Below are 19,804 nucleotides of genomic sequence, written 5' to 3' on the forward strand. Positions count from 1 at the left end.
CCCGCATGCACGTCATCCTGGTCCCGGGGTTCTGGCTCGACGCGAGCGCGTGGGACGACGTCGCCCCGGTGCTCCGCGAAGCCGGGCACTCGGTGCAGGCCGTCACCCGCGACGGTGACACGCTCGACGAACAGGTGGCTGCCCTGGTCGCCATCCTCGACGACGTCGCGTCGGCCGACGAACCCGTCGTCCTGGCCGGGCACTCCGGCGCCGGACCGATCGCGTACATGGCTGCCGACCAGCGCCCGTCGCTCGTCGCGCACCTGCTCTACGTCGACACGTTCCCGGGGCCCGAGGGCGGGTGCGTCAACGACGAGCTGCCCGTGGTCGACGGGGCCGTGCCGCTGCCGTCGTGGGACATCTGGGAGCCCGCCACGGTCCGGGGCATGACGCCCGAGGTGCGGCAGGACGTCGAACACCGGGCGATCCCCGAGCCTGCCTCGGTGCCGTCGGACCGGTTCCACTACGCCGACACCGCACGGCACACGATCCCGGCGACGATCATCACCTGCGAGATCCCCGCCGCCGAGCTGCTCGCGATGGTGGCGGACCACCAGGCCTGGGCGGCCGAGCTCGTCGCGACCGAGGAGCTCTCCATCGTCGGGCTCGAGACCGGCCACTGGCCGATGTTCACGGCGCCGCAGCAGCTCGGTGAGCTCATGGTGCAGGCGCTCGCGCCGAAGCCGACGCAGGCCCCGTAGGGCCGCGGGCCCGGGCGCCGGGCGCACTCGAACGCCGTGGACGCGACCAACGCGGCCACGTGAGCGGCCCTGTCCAGCCGCCACGGACCTCCAGGCCTGGAGGCCCGGCTTGCGACACGCCCGGTCGTCGCGTAACGTGGACCCCTGGTTCTCCGCGTCCGCGCGGCGGACCCGTTGTTCCAAGCCCTCCGACCGTCGCGAACGCCGCGGTCGCGCGGTGTCCGGCTCTCCTTCGACAGGGGATGCGGACCTGGGCGGTGCACACAACCCCCTCGCACGGCCACTCCGGTGGCACTGCGCGTGTGCACCAGGCAAGTGAACTTGGGTGCGGCCGTCCGGTCGCACGGTACTCAGGAGGAAACCATGGCAGCAGTGTGCCAGGTGACCGGCGCCGTTCCCGGCTTCGGTCACAACATCTCGCACTCGCACCGCCGGACGAAGCGTCGCTTCGACCCGAACGTGCAGAAGAAGACGTACTACGTGCCGTCGCTTCGTCGTAACGTCACGCTCACGCTCAGCGCGAAGGGCATCAAGGTGATCGACGCACGTGGCATCGAGTCCGTCGTCAAGGATCTCCTTGCCCGTGGGGAGAAGATCTGATGGCGAAAAAGGGTCAGGACATCCGTCCGATCATCAAGCTCCGCTCGACGGCGGGCACCGGGTTCACCTACGTGACCAAGAAGAACCGTCGGAACAACCCCGACCGACTCGTGCTGAAGAAGTACGACCCGGTGATCCGCAAGCACGTCGACTTCCGTGAGGAGCGCTAAGCATGGCGAAGAAGAGCAAGATCGCGAAGAACAACCAGCGTGCCGTCATCATCGCGCGCTACGCCGAGCGTCGTCTCGAGCTGAAGAAGGCCCTCGTGGACCCGAACGGCACCGACGAGTCGCGTGAGGCCGCCCGCGTGGGCCTGCAGAAGCTGCCCCGCGACGCATCGCCCATCCGCTACCGCAACCGTGACGCCATCGACGGCCGCCCCCGTGGCCACCTCGGTGAGTTCGGCATCAGCCGTGTCCGTTTCCGTGACATGGCCCACCGCGGCGAGCTCCCCGGCATCACGAAGAGCTCCTGGTAAGCACTCGCAGTACCCGACGCCCCGTCACCTCCAGGTGGCGGGGCGTTCGCTGTGTACGGGGTACACGCGACCGTTCATTCGTCACATCTGCCCCTCCAGCACCCCTTCGGAGCCCCGGCAACCCCGGAAATCCGGGCGAGTCGGCGGTTTTCACCCCCTGCGGCTGGTAGGTTCAACTCCGGTTCCGCCGGGCCCTCGGCCCACTGGCACCGTGGCACGGGGCACCCGCTCCGGGCGCCGGACGACATGTGCGTCCGACCGATACTGCAAGAAGTCCGAGGAGGACATCCATGGCTGACAAGTCACTGAACCGCACCGAGCTCGTCGCTGCCGTCGCCGCTGAGTCCGGCCAGAGCCAGGCCACCGTCAACGGCGTCGTCGACGCGCTCTTCAGCGTCGTCTCGTCGTCCGTCGCCGACGGCACGAAGGTCACGATCCCCGGTTGGATCGCCTTCGAGAAGACGCACCGCGCCGCCCGCACCGGCCGCAACCCGCAGACGGGTGACGCCATCGAGATCGCCGCGAGCGACTCGGTCAAGGTCAGCGCCGGCTCGAAGCTCAAGGCTGCGGTCAAGTAAGACTGCTCCGCACATCGAGAGGGACGGCTTCGGCCGTCCCTTTCGTCGTTCCCGGGGCCGTCACGGCCTGGAGGCCCGTTGCGGTTTGCACAGATCGGCCCGCCCCGTTCGGTGGCCGGGTGGGCACCGCCTAGGCTTGACGGGTGAATCGGATCGCGCGCATCGCCGGTCCCGCCGTGCTCCTGCTCGTCGGGTTCGTGGCGCTGCTCACGGCACTCGTCATCGGTGGGGGAGCGAACCCCGCGCTCATCGCCGACCCCGGGCCCGTCGTCCGCTTCGGGCTGCCGATCGCCCGGCTCGTCGTCGACCTGTCCGCGGCCACCACGATCGGCGGGCTCGCGCTGGCGACCATCGGGCTGTCGCGTTCCGGACCCGAGTGGAACCGTGCGATCGACGTCGCGGCCGGGGCGAGTGGCATCTGGACGGTCGCGTCGGCCGTCGCCACGTTCTGCACGTTCCTCAGCGTCGCCGGTTCGCGCATCAGCATCGACGAGCAGTTCGGGCAGTCGATGGGGGTCTTCCTCACCGGCACCGAGCTCGGGTTGGCCTGGCTCGTGACCGTCCTCGTCGCCGCGGCCGTCACGGTGCTCTGCTTCGCAGTCCGTTCGCGGGGCATGGTCGCCCTGACCGCCGCGGTCTCGATGATCGGCCTGATCCCGCTCGCACAGCAGGGGCACGCCGCCGGCACCGCGAGCCACGACGCCGCCGTCACGGCACTGGGGCTGCACCTGGTCGGTGCGGCGCTGTGGGTCGGTGGGCTCGTCATGCTCGTGCTGCTGCGCGGCGTGCTGCCCGGCGACCGGCTGGCCGCGGTCGTGGCCCGGTACTCGAGCATCGCCCTCGGGTGCTTCGTGCTCGTCGCCGTCTCCGGCACCGCGTCGGCGCAGATCCGCGTCGGGGCGCTGTCGAACCTGTTCACCCCGTACGGCACGCTCGTCCTGGTGAAGATCGGCGCGATCGTCGCCATGGGAGTCCTCGGCGCCGTGCAACGTCGTCGGGCCATCCGCGCCCTGACCACCTCGCCCGGTCGGCAGCGGCCCTTCTGGACCCTGATCGTCGTCGAGCTCGCAGTGATGGGCGTCGCCTCGGGCTTCGCGGCGGCACTCGGCCGCACGGCCACCCCCGTCGACCAGATCGCCCTGAGCAAGACCACCGACCCGAGCCCGGCGGAGCTCCTGACCGACGACCTGCTGCCGCACGCACCCGGTGCGTGGGGCTGGCTGACCCAGTGGAACATCGACCTGTTCTGGCTGATGGCCGCCGTGCTGCTCGCCGCGACCTACGTGGCCGGCGTCGGGCGACTGCGGCGGAGCGGCGTGCGGTGGCCGGCACGACGCTCGATCGCCGCAGCCCTGGCGATCGTGTCCCTGGTGGTCGCGACCTCGGGCTCGCTGCACCAGTACGACCGGTTCCTCATCTCGGCCAACGTCGGTGCCCACGTGCTGCTCGGCCTGGTGGTCCCCGCCCTGGTGTGGGCGGCGGCACCCGTCGCGCTCATCCGTGCGGCCGTGCACCCCCGGCACGACGACAGCACAGGGGTGCGCGAGTGGACGGACGTCATCGTCGAGCACCCGTCCGTCCGGTACCTGGCGCAGCCGTTCCCCGCGTTCCTGCTCGCGGCGGCGGTGTGGTGGGCCTTCTTCGCCACCGATGCCGTCCGGTGGTCGGTGAGCGACCCCACCGGTCGCACCGTCAGCGACGCCGTGTTCCTGCTCGTCGGGCTGCTGGCCGTCCCCACGCTCTGCACCCCGGTCCCGGTCGGGCAGCGGCGTCCGACCACGGCTGCCGCGGTCGTCCGGATCGTCGGGGCCGTGGTGATCGCGACGGGCACGGTGTCGCTCGGCATCGCGATGCGCGGCCCGCTCGGGCTGCTGCAGGCCTCGTGGTTCGGCGCGATGGGCCGGACGTGGGGGCCGGGTCCGCTCGTCGACCAGGCCCGGGCCGGCCTCGTGTTGATCGTCGCCGGCACGCTGCTCCTGGTGACCGTCGTCGTGGTGGTGCTCGTGCGGCTCCGGCGAGACGGAGCAGCCCCGAGGGATGCGGCCGCCACCGCTGGCGCTGGCACTGGCACTGGCGTCGCCGCTGGCGATGCTGTCGCCGCCGACGCTCCTGACGCCGGGGCGACCGTGCCCGCCGTCCCCGCTGCCCGCGCCGACCAGGACGACCTGGACTTCGACGACGGCAGCGACGACCTCGAACCCTCGCCCGGAGCGGACGCCCGATGAGCATCGAGCTGAGCGACGAACAGCGCGCGGTCTTCGAGTACATCGAGCACACCCGCGACCACGTGTTCATCACCGGCCGGGCCGGCACGGGCAAGTCCACGCTGCTCAACCACCTGTCGTGGAACACCGAGAAGCAGGTCGTCATCTGTGCCCCGACGGGGGTCGCCGCGCTCAACGTCGGCGGCCAGACGATCCACTCGCTGTTCCGGCTGCCGATCGGGCTCATCGCCGACGCCGAGCTGCGGCAGGGCCCGGACACCCGCAAGCTCCTCAACACGATCGACACCCTGGTCATCGACGAGGTCTCGATGGTCAACGCCGACCTGCTCGACGGCATGGACCGATCGCTCCGCAAGGCCCGTGGTCGGCAGCTCGAGCCGTTCGGCGGTGTGCAGGTCGTGATGTTCGGCGACCCGTACCAGCTGCCCCCGGTGCCCGGCGATGCCGATGAGCGCGCCTACTTCACCGACCACTACCGGTCGATGTGGTTCTTCGACGCCAAGGTGTGGCTCGAGGCCGAGCTCAACATCATCGAGCTCGCCACCGTCCACCGGCAGCGCGACGACGCCTTCGCCGCGATGCTCACCGCCGTCCGGCACGGTCGGGTCACCGCGGACATCGCCGAGCAGCTCAACACCGCCGGAGCGCGCCCGGCTCCGGACGACGCCATCACCCTGGCGACCCGCAACGACACCGTGGCGCGGATCAACAAGGCGGCCCTCGAGCGGCTGCCCGGCAAGGTGAAGACCGCCAAGGCCGACGTCAACGGTGACTTCGGCGGACGGAACTTCCCCGCTGACGAAGCCCTCGAACTGAAGCCCGGCGCGCACGTGATGTTCCTGCGCAACGACGCCGACCAGCGCTGGGTCAACGGCACCCTCGGCATCGTGACCGCCATCCGCGACACCGTGTGGGTCGATGTCGACGGGGAGTCGTTCGAGGTCCAGCCGTCGGTGTGGGAGAAGTTCAAGTACTCGTACGACGCGGACAAGAAGGAACTCAAGAAGGACACGGTCGGGGAGTTCCAGCAGTTCCCGCTCCGGCTCGCCTGGGCCGTGACCATCCACAAGTCCCAGGGCAGCACGTACGACCGCGCCGTGGTCGACCTCGGCAACCGGGTGTTCAGCGCCGGCCAGACCTACGTGGCGTTGTCGCGGCTGACCTCGCTCGAGGGGCTGTTCCTGACGCGCCCGCTCCGCCCGCAGGACATCATCGTCGACCTGGACGTCCGACGCTTCATGTCCGAGGCACCGCGCATCGTCGCCACCGAGCTCGAAGCCCCGAAGGCGAAGCCCGACGCCGACGCCGACGCGGACTGACGGGAAGCTGACCAGCGCGTCGGACTGACCCGGTCGGTCTTCTGCATCGGCCTCGCGCCGAGGAACGTCGGTGCGGGCATGCCTGCGTGCCTGTCGCACGCTGCCGGGCGGTCATGACTCCCCGTCGGTCCTGTGTCGAGTGGTCACTCGTCGTTGCCTGGACGCTCCGCATCCGACAGTTCGTGACCGACCGGCGCACCTGAGCGGGGAGTCGTGACCGGCCCGCGCGCCCGCACCGACCCCGCACACACGACGACGCCCGCCTGCCGGAGCGGCAGACGGGCGTCGGGAAGTGCAGTCGAGCGGAGGCGTCAGGCGCGCGCCGCACGCAGCGCGCGGAGGTTCTCCTTGTCGGCACCGAGTGCGGTGAGCAGCAGGATCACACCGACGATCGCGTGGAAGACGTTGTCCGTGGTGTTGAGCGCGAAGACGTTGGCCGAGGTGTCCACGAAGACGAAGCCGTACACCGCGAAGACCACGAGCAGGACCCCGACGAGCAGGTTGCCGTTGCGGGAGCCGATGGTGTTGCCGAGGCCGGTGATGAGCAGGACCACGGCGAGCAGCACCCACACCAGGCAGAGCGCCGGGTTCACGCCGAACGCGTTCCACAGCATGCCGCCCTGGCGGTTGAAGAAGCCGGGGTCGCCGTCGGCGGCGAAGAAGAAGCCCAGGACGCCCCAGAGTGCGAGGACGCCGCCGGCCGTGAGTGCGAGACCCCGGTTCGGCGAGGCGGTGATACCCGGTTCCTTGATGGCCACTTCGGTTTCCTCCTCGTACACTGCCGACGCGACGTGCGTCGGTCCCGCGTGGTGCGACGGCCCGGCTGGGATCACCGATCCCGTCGTCGTGGCGCGGAGTGCGCTGCCGACAGGGGTGCGGTTCCCAGCCTCCGGCCGGTGCTCCAACGGTATCGTGTCGGACCCCGACCGACCCAATCGCAGCGCCGCTGCCAGTCGTGCGAGGAGCCCGACGACGACCACTCCGAGGAGGACCAGCCCGGTGACCTTGACACCCGAGCGCAGCGCATCCGAATCGCGTGGACCGTTGGTCTCGCGGCGGGTGCGGTGGGCTGCGCTTGCGGCTCTGGGGTTCGTGATCGTGCCTCTCGTCTACGGGGTCGCGGTGCTGACCCCGGTCGGTCAGAAAGCGGAGGACGCCGCGCTCGGCGGGGTCCGGGAGTCCGACCTGTTCAGCTCGGACACTGCCCTCAACGTCATCTCGGTGCCGGTGATCCTGTTGCTCGTCGTCGTGATCGTCGCCGTGGCGTTCGCCAGACGGCGGCTCTCGGTTGGGCTCGGCGCGGGGGTCGTGGTGCTCGCGTCGGCGGCCACCTCGACGCTCGTCAAGCGTATCGCCGTGCGCCCGGAGATCGCCCAGTCGACGACGCCGAACTCGTTCCCGTCGGGGCACGCGACGATCGCGCTGGCGGCGCTGTTCGCGGTCCTGATGGTCACGCCTCGTCGGTTCCGCCCCTTGGTGACCATCGTCGGCGCGGGCTACGCGGTGTTCGTGGCGAACCAGACCGTGGTCTACGGCTGGCACCGGGTCAGCGACATCATCGGTGCCTGCGCGATCGCGGTGTTCTGGCTCGGGATCGTCCGCGCGGTCGGTCCCCGGGTCGACCGCGGGCTCCGGGGTGACCGTGACGGTCGACGAGGCCCGCGACGGGTGGTGAGCGTCGTGCTCCTCGTGGTGACCGGGGCCACGCTGGCGATCGGTGTCGCGGCGCTCGTGGTCGGGCTGGCCGGTGACGGTGGGTACGACCATGCCGCGATCCTGCTCGCGGGGCGGCTGGCGTCCAGTGCGAGCGTCCTGGCGGTGGTCACCGCGGTCTGGTTCCTGGACGGGATGCACCACGCCGCGCGCACCGACCCGGCCATGTTGCGGTCCGCCGGCTGACCCGGGGAGCCGAGCCGGGCCTCCAGGCCGCGCGACAGCACCGACCGACGGGCGCGAGCCTGGCGGGAATGCTCCGCCGTGCGCTACGTTGTACCGAGCAAGTCGATGCAAACGCATCGATATCGCGAAAGGCGGCGCAACATGCAGTTCGGCATCTTCACGGTCAGTGACGTCACGACCGACCCCACGACCGGCACCACGCCGGACGACACCCAGCGCGTCCGCGACATCCTGACGATCGCCGAGCACGCCGACCAGGCCGGCCTCGACGTGTTCGCGACCGGTGAGCACCACAACCCGCCGTTCGTGGCCTCGTCGCCGACCACGTTGCTCGCCTACCTGGCCGCGAAGACGAAGGACATCACCCTGTCCACGTCGACCACGCTGATCACCACGAACGACCCGGTGCGCATCGCCGAGGAGTACGCGATGCTCCAGGTCGTGTCCGACGGCCGCATGGACCTGATGATGGGGCGCGGCAACACCGGCCCGGTCTACCCGTGGTTCGGGCAGGACATCCGTCAGGGCGTCAACCTGGCGATCGAGAACTACGCGCTGGTCCGCCAGCTGTGGGAGAACGACGTCGTCAACTGGCAGGGCAAGTTCCGCACGCCGCTGCAGGGCTTCACCTCGACCCCGCGTCCGCTCGACGGTGTCCCGCCGTTCGTCTGGCACGGCTCGATCCGCACGCCGGAGATCGCCGAGCAGGCCGCGTACTACGGCGACGGTTTCTTCCACAACAACATCTTCTGGCCGATCCAGCACACCGAGCAGATGGTCGGCCTGTACCGCCAGCGCTTCGAGCACTACGGGCACGGCCGCGCCGACCAGGCGATCGTCGGGCTCGGTGGGCAGTTCTTCGCGCGGAAGAACTCGCAGGACGCGATCGACGAGTTCCGGCCCTACTTCGACAACGCCCCGGTCTACGGCCACGGCCCCTCGATGGAGGACTTCACCGCCCAGACCCCGCTCACCGTCGGTTCGCCGCAGCAGGTCATCGACCGGTACGCCGCGATGAAGGACCACGTCGGGCACTACCAGCGCCAGCTGTTCCTCATCGATCACGCCGGCCTGCCGCTCAAGACGGTGCTCGAGCAGATCGACATCCTGGCGACGGACATCGTGCCGGAGTTGCGCAAGCTCAACGACGAGGGTCGCCCCCTTGACGTGCCGTCGGACCCGCCGTCGCACGCGGCGCGTGCTGCTGCCGCGATGGCGGCCGGCACGGTCGGCAGCGACCACGTCGCCGCCGAGGACGAGTGGACGGGCGCGTCCGTCTGATCGCCTGACCACCTGACGGACGGGAGGCCGGGTGCCAGCTGGCACCGGGCCTCCCGTCCGTCCCGGCGCGCGTCCAGGGCGCTGCGTCGTGAAAGCGACAGCCCTGCGGATGGCGCTGCCGTCACCTTCGCGAGAGCGACAGTTGCCCGCGGATCATCCGCGGAGATCTGTCGCTTCCGCCAGGGGAGTGGCGCGCTCCGCGGCGGGGCGGGCCGGCACGAGCTTGAGGCCGACGACGCACCCGACGATGCCGGCGATGAACAGCAGGCGCAGGACGGTGACGGGCTCCGCGCCGGTGGCCATGCCCCAGAGCACGGTGAGGGCGGCGCCGGTCCCGGTCCACACCGCGTACGCCGTGCTGATCGGGATGTGCTGCAGGACGTAGCCGAACGCGACGAGGCTGATCACGATCGTGACCCCGAACACGATCGTCGGTCGGAGTTCGGTGAAACCGTCGCTCTCGCCGAGGGCGGTCGCCCAGACGGTCTCGAGCGCGGCGCTGACGAACAGGACGAGCCACGCCACGTCAGCTCACCACCTTGAGGCCGATGACGCACGCCACGAGACCGAAGACCAGGGCGAGTCGGGCGAAGGACGCGGCTTCCTGGCGGCGGAGGATCGCGACGACCACGGTCAGGGACGCGCCGATGCCGACCCAGACGGCGTACGCGGTGCCGACCGGGATGGTCTTCATCGCGAACGCCAGCCCCACCATGCTCAGGGCCATCCCGGCGACGAACACGATTGTCGGGACGACCTTCTTGAAGCCGTTCGAGGCGCTGAGGGCGGTGGCCCAGACGGCTTCGAGCACGCCGCTGAGCACGAGGATTGCCCATGCCATGACGATGTCCTTTCCTGCGGGGGTCGTTGTGGTTCCCGTTGTCGTACGACTGTGCGACAACGACCTCGACGGTAGCACGAGTTGGTACGACTGTGCGAGTATGGCGTCGTGGCCAGGAGCATGGACGTCGACGAACGGCGCCGCACCGTGTCCGAGGCGGCGTGCCGGGTCCTCGCCCGCGACGGCCTCGGGGCACTGAGCGTCCGGAACGTCGCCGCCGAGGCCGGGCTGCCGCCGAGTACGGTCCGCTACACGTTCCCGACCCAGGCGAGTGTCCGGTCGCACGCGCTCGAGCTGGTGTTCGACGCGACCGCGGCCCGGGTCGACTCCGTGCCGCGGGACCTGCGCGGGACCGCCTACGCGCACGCGGTCCTGCTCGAGCTGCTGCCCCTCGACGAGGAGCGGCGCATCGAGCTCGACGTCTACCTCGGCCTCGGCACCGCCGCCCTGACCGACGCCGAACTCCGGCCGTTCCACGACCGGGTCGTCGACGAGATGCGCCAGTGGTGCGCGCAGATCCTCCGCGCGGTCGGGGTGCCGGACGCTGCCGTGCCGTACGAGACCCGGCGGTTGCACGCCCTGGTGGACGGGCTCGCGATGCACATCGTGCGGGTCGACCCCGGTGGTGACGCCTCGTGGGCGATCGACACGCTGGACCGACACGTGGCGGGCATCGCCCGGGTCTGACCGCTGCCCGTTGCCCGGAGCGCGTGCACGGTGCCGGGTCCGCGAACCCGTGCGGCGTTGGTGGCTCCGTGCGGCGCTTCATACCTGCACCGAGCCGGCAACCCTGCACGGGGTGACCGGACTCGCACGGTGCGAAGGGCGCGCAGCCCCGGGCAGGACGCGTCGCCTATCCTGTCCCGGTGACGACGACCACGCGGCCGCCGCAGCGCACCCGGAGCCTCACCGGCCCCGGCCTGGTGCTGCTCGTCGTCGTCGTCCTGCTGGGCATCCGGCTGTTCTCCCCGAGCATCGGGACGACCGGGCTGCCCGACGTCGTGCAGGACTTCCTGACGCTGGCGATCAGCGTCGTCGTCGAGTCCCTGCCCTTCGTGGTGCTCGGCATCGTGCTGTCGATCGTCGTCGAGGTCTGGGTACCGGTCGGTGCGCTCGAGAAGGTCCTGCCGCAGAACGCCTTCGGTCGTCGGGCCGTGATCTCCCTGATCGGGATGCTGTTCCCGGTGTGCGAGTGCGGCAACGTCCCGCTGGCCCGCGGTCTGATGATGCGCGGGTTCACGCCGGCCGAGGCGGTCACGTTCCTGGTCGCTGCCCCGATCCTCAACCCGCTCGTCATCATCAGCACCGCGCAGGCGTTCGGTTGGTCGGGGTGGATCCTGCCGGTGCGCATCGTCGGTGGCTTCGTCGTCGCGAACCTCGTCGGCTGGATCGTCGCTGCGCACCGCCGTCCGGCCGACCTGCTGCTCCCCGCCTTCGAGGCCCGGTGCCGTGCGGCCGTCGGAGCGCCCCGGGGCCTGCACCGCTGGCGGCAGAGCGCCGCGCAGTTCGGCGGCGAGACTGCGACGATGATGCCGGCACTGTTCGTCGGTGCCGGGCTGGCCGCCGCGATCCAGGTCGCCGTGCCCCGCTCGACCCTGGTCGCGATCGGCTCGAACCCGGTGCTGTCCGTCGCGGCGATGATGCTGCTGGCGATGACCGTGTCGCTCTGCTCGAACGTCGACGCCTTCTTCGCGCTGTCCTTCGCCTCGACGTTCCTGCCGGGGTCGATCACGGCGTTCCTGATCATCGGGCCGATCATCGACGTCAAGATGATCGCCCTGCTGCGCACGACGTTCCGGGTCCGCTTCCTGGTGCTGCTGTCCGTCGTGTGCGTCCTGTTCGCCGGAGCCGTCGGGTTGGTGATGAATGTCCTCGTCTGATGCACGCCGCAACGCGCCCGCGTACCTGGGCCTCGGGTCGGTGCTGGCCGTTGCGCTCTGCACGCTGTGGCTGGCGCTGGTCGGGCAACTCGACCTGTACATCAACCCGCGCTACTCGGTGTTCACGGTCGTGCTCGCCGCCGTCGGGGTGCCCGCGTCGATCGCCGGCCTGGTGGTCATCGCCCGCGGGCACGGCCACACGCACGGCGACGACGCGGACGAGCACGAGCACGAGCCAGATGGCGATCGGGGGCGGCGCGGGCTCGGCCGTCGTCGCGCCGTCCGCGTCGTGCTCGGCAGTGCAGCCGCCATCGTCACGGTCGGTGTCACCGTCGCGATGCTCGTCCTGCCCCCGACGACGCTGTCCGCCCGCACCGCACAGCAGCGGAGCGTCGACTCGGCGACCCTGTCGAACGCCACCGGTTCCGAGGCAGCGGTGTCCCTGCTCGGCAGCGAGGGCGTCGACACCTCGGAGTACGGCGTCAAGGATTGGGCGGCCCTGATCCGGCAGACCACCGACACCACGGCACTCGTCGGCAAGCAGGTCGAACTGACGGGCTTCGTGGTGCCCGGTGACGACGGGTCGTTCACCCTGACCCGCTTCGTGATCAGCTGCTGCGCCGTGGACGCGCAACCCGTCGGCCTCAGCGTCGTGCCCGGCGACGACGACGGTAGTGGTGGCGGCAGTGGCACCGTCCCCGACGAGGGGAAGTGGGTCACCGTCCGCGGCGCCCTCGCAGCGAACCCGGACCAGTCCGCCGACGCCCGCATCGTCGTGAAGGCAGCGAAGGTCACCGAGGTCGCGCAGCCCAAGGACCCGTATGAGTACTGAGACGGGCGCGAGCTCCGAGGGGCGCCGCGAGCGCCGCCCGGTCGCGCACCGGTTCCACCGCCGGTACGTGGCCGTCGTGGTCGTCCTCGCCGTGGTCGCCGCGCTCGCCGCGGTCGTCGGCTCGCAGCAGGGTCCGCGGCTCCGCGACGTGTCCTACGACGCGACCGGGCTCGTCACGAGGCCGGCCCAGCGGATCATCCTGACGGCGAACCAGGCACTGCAGAAGGTCGACGCCGCCGACGTCCGGGTCAGCCCGGCTGCGGCGCACACCGTGACCTCGAGCGGCAACACCATCGCGGTCGAGTTCGCCGGGCCGCTGGCCTACGACCGCGACTACACCGTCACGGTCGCGGGTGTCCGGGCGCCGGGACAACGTGCGACGTCCGACCTGACGGCGGCGATCCGCACCGGCAGCACCGACGTGCTCGCCCTGGTCCCCGGGCAGGCAGGCGCGAAGGACCGCATCGTCCGGCGCTCCCTCGACGCCGGCGGCGCCACGACCGTCTACGAGGGCACCGCGATCAGCGAGTACGCCCGGCTCGGCCGCTCGCTGGTGGTCGTGAGCGGCACGGACGCCAGCTCCTCCGTCGACATCGTGGCGCTGAGCGGCGGCGTGCAGGACGACGACGCCCCCGTCGAGCACCTCACCCTGTCGACGTCCGAGGGGCGGGTCACGGCGCTCCACGTCGCGGACGACGGGGCCTCGTTCGGGTTCGAGTACGCCGACACCTCGACCGGGCAGTCCCGGAACACCGGCCTGTACGTGGTCGACATGACGGGCACGCACATGCCCACCGCGATCGCCGCGAACGGCAAGCCGAAGACGGGCGCCGTGCCGATGACCGTCGGGCAGTGGGCCTACGTCCCGCGCACCGAGAGTGCCCTGGTCCGGACGGGCAGCGACGACCTGGTCCTCGTCGACATGAGCGGTCGCGCCGACCCGGTCCGGCTCGGCAGCGCGACCTACCTGCACGGCTTCGTCGGCACCGGCACCACGGCCGTCGTCGAGACGGGCACCGGCATCGAACGGCTGGACCTGACCGACGGGTCCAAGTCAGCGCTGCAGGCCCCCGCGGCCAGCACGGATGCGGCCGTCCTCGGCCGCATCGCCCAGCTGTCCGACGACACGTACCTGCGGGTGCTGGGGGACGTGCGGTCGGACGGCACCATCGCGGCACGGATCGTGCGTGTCGACGGGGGACGCGCCTCCCGGCTGCCCGTGACGATCCCGGAGGACGCGAGCGTCACCGCGGTCTGCCCGTCCCCGAACAGTCAGTTCGTCGCGGTCGCGACGAAGTCGGCGAACGGCGAGCTCGTGAGCATCGTCGATGCGGCCTCCGGGGCGCTCGAGGCGAGCATCGACGCCGGTTCCGTCGACTGGTGCGGCGCGCTGCCGTCCGGTGACGAGGTCGGCTGACGGTCCGGAGACGACAGACGGAAGGCCCGGTACCAGCTGGTACCGGGCCTTCCGTCCATCATGTGGTGACGACTACGCCAGCGTGGCCGCGTCGATCACGAAGCGGTAGCGGACGTCCGAGGACAGGACGCGCTCGTAGGCCTCGTTGATCTGGTCGGCGCTGATGAGCTCGGTCTCCGGCAGGATCCCGTGCTCGGCGCAGAAGTCGAGCATCTCCTGGGTCTCCTGGATGCCGCCGATGGCGGAACCAGCCCAGCTGAGCCGACGCGGGATGAGCGCGAAGGCCGGCACCTCGAGCGGCTCGGACGGTGCACCGACGTTGACGAGGGTGCCGTCGACCTTGAGCAGGCCGAGGTAGGAACCCATCGGGATCTTCGCCGAGACGGTGTTGATGATGAGCTCGAAGGAGTTCGCGAGCTTCTCGAACGTCTCCGGGTCCTTCGTCGCGTAGTGGGCCTTCGCGCCGTAGCGGAGCGAGTCGGCTTCCTTCGAGGTGGTCTGCGACAGGACGGTGACCTCGGCGCCGAGCGCGACGGCGATCTTGACGGCCATGTGGCCGAGCCCGCCCATGCCGACGACGGCGACCTTCGTGCCGGGGCCGGCCTTCCAGTGGTGGAGCGGCGAGTAGGTGGTGATGCCGGCACAGAGCAGCGGCGCGACCTTCTCGATGTCGAGCGACTCGGGGACGCGGAGCACGAAGTCCTCGTTCACGACGACGGCCTGCGAGTAGCCGCCCTGGGTGATCGAGCCGTCGGCGGGGTCGACGCTGGCGTAGGTGCCGATGTTGCCCTTGAGGCAGTACTGTTCCTGGCCGGCGACGCAGTTCTCGCACTCGCCGCACGAGTTCACCATGCAGCCGACGCCGACGCGGTCGCCGACCTTGTGCTTGGTGACGTTCGCGCCGACCTCGGTGACGTGGCCGACGATCTCGTGGCCGACGACCTGCGGGTACTGGATGGGGCCCCACTCACCGCGGACGGTGTGGATGTCCGAGTGGCAGATGCCGGCGTAGGCGATGTCGATCGCGACGTCGTCCGGGCCGACGTCACGACGGGTGATGGTGGTCTTGACGAGCGGCTCGGTCGCTGACGGTGCCGCGTACGCGTTGACGGTGCGCAATGATCTCCTCGTGGGGGTGGTGCGTTGCGGGCCGGTTCCGGCCCGGAACCAGTCTGCGCGCCCCCGCGGCCGTGTGGGAGGTACAACCAGGACACCCCTGGTGCCGCCGGACGGGCGCGTCGCGGCGCTGCGGTGCGCCGGCGTGCGCTGCTCCCGGCCTTCTGCTCGCGGCGTTCTGCTCGCTCAGGCGAGCCGGGCCAGCCGCTGCCCGGCGATCGTCGCGAAGCGCAGGGGGTCGGCGAGGGCGTCGTCGGGTTCGCCGGTGGTCTGCGTCGCGAGCACGGTCAGCGACGCGGCGGCCACGTAGTCGTCGAGCGGGGCCTCGATCGCGCCGGCGACGAGCATCGAGCGGGCACCGGGAGCGTGCGCCGCCGTCAGGTCGCGGACCACCGAGGGCACCTTGCCGACGGCGCTCTGTCCGTCGAAGCGTCCCTCGCCGCTGATCACGACGTCGGCGGCGTTCACGTCGGTACCGTTCGCGATGTCGTTGCCCTCGAGCAGTGCCGGCAGTCCGAGGACCTCGGCGACGGCCGCTGCCCCACCCGCGAGCGTGGCGCCCCACACCAGCAGGCCGAACCCCACCCCACCCGCGGCTCCGGCGCCCGGGGTGCTCGGGTCGACGTCGGGGAAGCGCGCGGCCCAGGTGGCGAGCCGGTCGTCGAAGGACGCCACTCGGTCGGGCGTGATGCCCTTCTGCGGGCCGAAGACGGCGGCGGCACCGGTCGGGCCGAGCAGCGGTGAGGTGACGTCGGTGAGCACGGTGACCCCGAGCGGTGGGAGTGCTCGGAGACCGCCGGTGCCGGTGCCGGTGCCGGTGCCGCTCTGCTCTTCGTCGAGGCCGAGCGCCTCGAGCACCGGACGCCCGCCGTCGGTGGACGCGCTGCCCCCGATGCCGAGCACGAGCCCCGTCGCACCGGCGTCGAGCGCGGCGGCGATCGCCTCGCCGAACCCACGGCTCGTCGCCGTGTCCGGCATCGGTGCATCGAGCAGGGGCAGGCCGCTCGTCGCCGCGAGCTCCACCACGGCACGGCCGTCGGGCAGTCGCAGCCACTGGGTGGCGACCGGGGCCCCGGCCGGCCCGGTCACGGTGACGGGGACCCGGACGGATCCGGGGACGGCGGTCTCGAAGGCGTCGAGGGTGCCCTCGCCACCGTCGGCCATCGGGACGAGCACCACGTCGTCGTCAGGGCGTTCGGCCAGCCAACCGTCGCGGACCGCCGCAGCGATCGACGCCGCCGTCGCGGTGCCCTTGAACGAGTCCGGAGCCACGATGATGCGCACGGTTCCACCGTAGTGGCCGGTCGCGGGACGCCGGCGTGCGCGCGTGTGTGAGACGCCGGTGTGTGCGTAGAACGCCTCGTTGTCCGCGAAACGCCTCCGTATTCGGCGGCGTCTCGAGGCCAAGGCGGCGTCGAACGAACACGACGGCGTTCATCGACCGCGCCGGCGGCGTCGAACGAACACGACGGCGTCTCGCGAACGACCGTGCCCCGACGCGTCAGGGCGCGGGCACCGGCTCCGGCAGGGCGAAGCGCGAGTGCGGCACTCCGCCCGTCGCGAGGTCCGCGAGCATCTCGCCCAGCAACGGCGCGAACTTGAAGCCGTGCCCGGAGAACCCCGTCGCCACGGTGAGCGGCCCCATGCGGTCGATGACGAAGTCCTCGTCGGGGGAGTTGTCGTACAGGCAGCTGATGAACGTCGGCTTCGTCGCGTCGACCCCCGGCACGTACCGCGCGACGTACGCCTGCAGCCGCTCGGCTTCGGCGGGTACGGGAGTGAAGTCGCGGTCGTCCGGGTCGACCACGGGCCCGGTGCCGTGGAACCCGACCTTGACGCCCTCGCCGGGCGTCAGCAGCCCGTAGACGTCGTCGCCGTCGGCCCAGTGCACGAAGCTCGGCCAGGCCTCGTCCGGCAGGTGGCTGGGGAAGTGGGCGGGCTGCTCCTGGGTGACGCGGATGGCCGGGAGGCCCGTCCCGCGTCCGGTAAGCAGCCCGCCGACGAGCGTGGGGGCCCACGACCCCACCGCGGCCACCACGGACGCGGTGCGGACCGCGGTGCCGTCGGACAGTGTCACGGTGACGTCGTCACCGTGGTCGTCGAGCCCGGTGACCCGGGTGTCGAAGCGCAGGTCGGCGAGGCCGGTCCGTTCGGCCAGGGTCAGGAAGGCCTCGACCGTCCGGTCGGAGCGGATCCGCCCCGCCGACGCATGGGTCAGCACGTGCCCCTCGAACGCGATGCCGGGCCAACGTGCTGCCGCCTGCTCCGGCGTCAGCGACTCGTGGGGGATGTCCGCGTCGGCCAGGGCGGCGGCGATCGCGTCGACGACCTCGGGCCGCCCGTGGTCGACCGCGCCCGTGCGGACGATGAGCTCCTCGCCGGCGGCCTCCTCGAGCCCTTCCCACAGCGCCAGTGCGCGGGTGGTCAGCGCGACGTACTCCGGGTCGGCGTAGCCCTGCCGGAAGATCCGGGTCGCACCGTGCGAGGAACCGAGGTGGTGGCCGCGGGCGTGCTGCTCGACGAGCAGGACGCGCTCGCCGCGGGCCGTCAGGGCGTACGCGGTCGCAGCACCGACGACCCCGGCGCCGATGACGACGTGCGTCGCCGGTGCGGGGATGGTCATGTCGAGAGCGTAGTTGGGTGCGCCGACCCCGACACGACCGTCCCCGTCAGCGGCCCGAGGTCGGCACCGTGGTCCCGAGGCCTCGTTCGCGAGCGACTTCGAGCACCAGGGCGGCGACCGCCAGATCCTGCGCACCGAGCCCGACCGAGTCGAACACCGTGACCTGGTCGTCGTCGACCCGGCCGGCAGCACGTCCGACGATGACCTCGCCGAGTTCGGCCGGGTGCAGGTCCTGCGGGACCGCGCCCTCGACGACGGCCTCGAGCAGGTCGCCCGACTTCGACCAGGCTGTGGCCCGGCTGTCGACGAACACCGTCCCACGCGCCATCGCGGGGCCGTCGAGCTCGCGGTGGGTGGGGCGCGGACGGGCGCCGACGGCGTTCACGTGCTGGCCCGCGTGCAGCCAACCGCCCTCCACGACCGGGCGTACCGACGGCGTGAGCGTGCACAGGACGTCGCACTCCTCGGCCACCTGGCGGGGACCACCCACCACGGTGCATCGTTGAGCGAGGTCGTCACCGACGGTCTCGAGGAACCGACCGGTCGTCGCCGCGGAACGCGACCAGAGGAGCACCCGTTCGAAGGACCGGACCTTCGCGAACGCACGCAGGTGCTCGACGGCGAGGTTCCCGGCGCCGACGAACCCCAGCGTCGTGCTGTGCGATCGAGCGAGGTGCTGCGTGGCGACGACCGAGGCTGCCGCCGTCCGCGCGCGGGTGATGTCCTTGCCGTCGAGGACGCCCAGGCACTCGCCGGTCATCGCAGACGACACCAAGATGCTGGACCGCTGGGTCGGCAGACCGCGGGAGGCGTTGTGCGGGATGTCGGCCATGAGCTTCACCGCCACCAGACCCAGCCGGTCGGACCGCACCGCCATCGGCAGGAAGAGCGCATCGTCGGCACCCGTCAGGGCGACCGGGGCCGGCTGCTGCATCCGGCCTGCTCCGAGGTCGGCGTGGACGGCTTCGACGGCTTCGAGCACATCGACGTCCTCGAGCGCAGCAGCGACGTCGGACGCCCCGAGGACGAGCGTCACGAGACGGCGACGGCGCTCGGCGAACCGAGGAGTTCGTCGGACGACGGGACGTGCGTCGTGAGTCCGCCGTCGAACAGGATCCGCATCCACCGGTCGGACGCATCACGGTCCACGACGGCGGAGTCCCACACGCCGCCCGCCGCCATCTCGTCGGCGGCTCGTCGGAGCAGCGACTGGTCCTTGTCCGGCCAGCGGGCTGCGAGCACGGCGGTGATCTCCGCGTCGGCGTCGCCAGCGGTGATCCGCTGCATGGCCGCAGCGATGCCGTCCATGAACCGTGGCACGCGGTCACCGAGTTCCTCGATACGGTCGGTGCGGGTGTAGTAGACGCTGTTCGGCATCACCCCGCCGGCATCGAGGTGCCGGAAGACGATCGACCCGCCGCCAGCCGCCACGAGTTCCTCGGCGGACACGAGGTCGAGGATGATGGCGTCGCCGAGGCCGCCTCGGTAGAGCTCCACGAGCATGGCGGTCGACAGGTCGCGGACGAAGCGGGTCGCTGCGACGTCGAGACCGGCTTCGCGGACGAGCCCCGCCGTGAACTCGTAGGGCGCGCTGCCGCCCGCACCCGGCGCGAGCACGACCTTCCCCGCGAGCCAGTCCAGGGTGATCGGGGCGGTCTCGTTCCGCGCCACGATGGTCATCGGGAAGGCGTGGTTCAGCTGGCCGACGACGGACAGTGCACGAGCGGTGCCGGCGTACATCGCCGGCACCCAGAGGCCCCCGAGCGCGAGGTGGGCTGCACCCGAGTCGATGTCGTCGAGGACGCCGGTCCACGGGTCGCAAGCGGTGGCGGTCACGGTGAGTCCGCGTTCGGCGAAGAGGCCGCCCAGGTCGGCGACGTACTCGGGCAGGTAGTTGAGGCCGTTCGCGGTCGCCGAGATCTGCAGGGTGTCCATGGTGGTGCTCCGTTCGTGGGGTGCGGCGTGCCGGGCGTTGCCCGGCACGCCGCTGGATCGTGTGGGTGGATCGGGTGGT

21 protein-coding genes are annotated in these 19,804 nt (G+C 71.3%); 13 read left to right on the forward strand and 8 right to left on the reverse strand.

Annotated elements, in window-relative coordinates:
* The first annotated feature begins 5 nt into the window (after window positions 1-5).
* From MXD64_RS02095 to MXD64_RS02125, 7 genes are all read left to right on the forward strand, one after another.
* The gene (locus MXD64_RS02095) at window positions 6-701 is read left to right on the forward strand and encodes an alpha/beta fold hydrolase (RefSeq protein WP_042538370.1); all 696 of its coding nucleotides are present in this window, start codon (window positions 6-8) and stop codon (window positions 699-701) included.
* Window positions 702-1,064: 363 nt separating this feature from the next.
* Complete coding sequence (gene rpmB / locus MXD64_RS02100) at window positions 1,065-1,301, forward strand: 50S ribosomal protein L28 (protein ID WP_027464952.1); 237 nt, start codon at window positions 1,065-1,067, stop codon at window positions 1,299-1,301.
* On the forward strand, window positions 1,301-1,471 hold the full coding sequence (gene rpmG, locus MXD64_RS02105) for a 50S ribosomal protein L33 (RefSeq protein WP_017886456.1): 171 nt from the start codon (window positions 1,301-1,303) through the stop codon (window positions 1,469-1,471). Before rpmB ends, rpmG begins: the two co-directional genes overlap by 1 nt.
* A gap of 2 nt (window positions 1,472-1,473) precedes the next feature.
* Window positions 1,474-1,779: a 30S ribosomal protein S14 gene (gene rpsN, locus MXD64_RS02110; protein WP_017886455.1), complete on the forward strand. Its 306-nt coding sequence runs from the start codon at window positions 1,474-1,476 to the stop codon at window positions 1,777-1,779.
* A gap of 290 nt (window positions 1,780-2,069) precedes the next feature.
* Window positions 2,070-2,357: an HU family DNA-binding protein gene (locus MXD64_RS02115; protein WP_017886454.1), complete on the forward strand. Its 288-nt coding sequence runs from the start codon at window positions 2,070-2,072 to the stop codon at window positions 2,355-2,357.
* A gap of 143 nt (window positions 2,358-2,500) precedes the next feature.
* Window positions 2,501-4,582 (forward strand): cytochrome c oxidase assembly protein, encoded by a 2,082-nt coding sequence (locus tag MXD64_RS02120; protein ID WP_071251481.1) that lies wholly within the window; start codon window positions 2,501-2,503, stop codon window positions 4,580-4,582.
* Window positions 4,579-5,901 (forward strand): ATP-dependent DNA helicase, encoded by a 1,323-nt coding sequence (locus MXD64_RS02125; RefSeq protein ID WP_071251482.1) that lies wholly within the window; start codon window positions 4,579-4,581, stop codon window positions 5,899-5,901. The genes MXD64_RS02120 and MXD64_RS02125 overlap by 4 nt, the downstream gene beginning before the upstream one ends.
* A gap of 311 nt (window positions 5,902-6,212) precedes the next feature.
* Here MXD64_RS02125 and MXD64_RS02130 read toward each other — a convergent pair whose 3' ends face one another.
* Complete coding sequence (locus tag MXD64_RS02130; RefSeq protein WP_159557184.1) at window positions 6,213-6,659, reverse strand: DUF4383 domain-containing protein; 447 nt, start codon at window positions 6,657-6,659, stop codon at window positions 6,213-6,215.
* 340 nt (window positions 6,660-6,999) lie between these two features.
* Here MXD64_RS02130 and MXD64_RS02135 point away from each other — a divergent pair, with 340 nt between their 5' ends.
* Together MXD64_RS02135 and MXD64_RS02140 are read left to right on the forward strand one after the other, a co-directional pair.
* The gene (locus tag MXD64_RS02135) at window positions 7,000-7,800 is read left to right on the forward strand and encodes a phosphatase PAP2 family protein (protein ID WP_263137070.1); all 801 of its coding nucleotides are present in this window, start codon (window positions 7,000-7,002) and stop codon (window positions 7,798-7,800) included.
* Between the two features lie 141 nt (window positions 7,801-7,941).
* Window positions 7,942-9,081, forward strand: a complete 1,140-nt coding sequence (locus MXD64_RS02140) for a CE1758 family FMN-dependent luciferase-like monooxygenase (RefSeq protein ID WP_140448243.1) — start codon at window positions 7,942-7,944, stop codon at window positions 9,079-9,081.
* Between the two features lie 153 nt (window positions 9,082-9,234).
* On the opposite strand, the gene MXD64_RS02145 is transcribed toward MXD64_RS02140, so the two are convergent.
* Together MXD64_RS02145 and MXD64_RS02150 are read right to left on the reverse strand one after the other, a co-directional pair.
* Window positions 9,235-9,606, reverse strand: coding sequence for a DMT family transporter (locus tag MXD64_RS02145; protein ID WP_071251485.1), 372 nt, complete (start codon window positions 9,604-9,606; stop codon window positions 9,235-9,237).
* Window position 9,607: 1 nt separating this feature from the next.
* Window positions 9,608-9,922 (reverse strand): DMT family transporter, encoded by a 315-nt coding sequence (locus MXD64_RS02150; protein WP_017886447.1) that lies wholly within the window; start codon window positions 9,920-9,922, stop codon window positions 9,608-9,610.
* A 108-nt stretch (window positions 9,923-10,030) separates the two neighbouring features.
* On the opposite strand from MXD64_RS02150, the gene MXD64_RS02155 reads away from it, so the two are divergent.
* From MXD64_RS02155 to MXD64_RS02170, 4 genes are all read left to right on the forward strand, one after another.
* Entirely contained in the window at window positions 10,031-10,609 is a 579-nt protein-coding gene (locus tag MXD64_RS02155) for a TetR/AcrR family transcriptional regulator (protein WP_031259380.1), read from the forward strand.
* Window positions 10,610-10,788: 179 nt separating this feature from the next.
* Window positions 10,789-11,802, forward strand: a complete 1,014-nt coding sequence (locus tag MXD64_RS02160) for a permease (RefSeq protein ID WP_017886445.1) — start codon at window positions 10,789-10,791, stop codon at window positions 11,800-11,802.
* Window positions 11,789-12,634 (forward strand): TIGR03943 family putative permease subunit, encoded by an 846-nt coding sequence (locus MXD64_RS02165; protein ID WP_263137071.1) that lies wholly within the window; start codon window positions 11,789-11,791, stop codon window positions 12,632-12,634. The genes MXD64_RS02160 and MXD64_RS02165 overlap by 14 nt, the downstream gene beginning before the upstream one ends.
* Window positions 12,624-14,051 (forward strand): hypothetical protein, encoded by a 1,428-nt coding sequence (locus MXD64_RS02170; protein WP_263137072.1) that lies wholly within the window; start codon window positions 12,624-12,626, stop codon window positions 14,049-14,051. The genes MXD64_RS02165 and MXD64_RS02170 overlap by 11 nt, the downstream gene beginning before the upstream one ends.
* 72 nt (window positions 14,052-14,123) lie before the next feature.
* Here the strand turns inward: MXD64_RS02170 and MXD64_RS02175 are convergent, their stop codons facing one another.
* From MXD64_RS02175 to MXD64_RS02195, 5 genes are all read right to left on the reverse strand, one after another.
* Window positions 14,124-15,170: an NAD(P)-dependent alcohol dehydrogenase gene (locus tag MXD64_RS02175; RefSeq protein ID WP_017886442.1), complete on the reverse strand. Its 1,047-nt coding sequence runs from the start codon at window positions 15,168-15,170 to the stop codon at window positions 14,124-14,126.
* Between the two features lie 183 nt (window positions 15,171-15,353).
* Entirely contained in the window at window positions 15,354-16,451 is a 1,098-nt protein-coding gene (locus tag MXD64_RS02180) for a glycerate kinase (RefSeq protein WP_263137073.1), read from the reverse strand.
* A gap of 217 nt (window positions 16,452-16,668) precedes the next feature.
* Complete coding sequence (locus MXD64_RS02185) at window positions 16,669-17,790, reverse strand: FAD-dependent oxidoreductase (protein ID WP_263137074.1); 1,122 nt, start codon at window positions 17,788-17,790, stop codon at window positions 16,669-16,671.
* Window positions 17,791-17,836: 46 nt separating this feature from the next.
* Entirely contained in the window at window positions 17,837-18,826 is a 990-nt protein-coding gene (locus MXD64_RS02190) for an ornithine cyclodeaminase family protein (RefSeq protein ID WP_194590404.1), read from the reverse strand.
* On the reverse strand, window positions 18,823-19,725 hold the full coding sequence (locus MXD64_RS02195; RefSeq protein WP_140448249.1) for an ABC transporter substrate-binding protein: 903 nt from the start codon (window positions 19,723-19,725) through the stop codon (window positions 18,823-18,825). Before MXD64_RS02195 ends, MXD64_RS02190 begins: the two co-directional genes overlap by 4 nt.
* Window positions 19,726-19,804 lie beyond the last annotated feature (79 nt).

Source organism: Curtobacterium sp. Arg-1, assembly GCF_025643395.1.
GTDB classification, from domain to species: Bacteria; Actinomycetota; Actinomycetes; order Actinomycetales; family Microbacteriaceae; genus Curtobacterium; species Curtobacterium poinsettiae.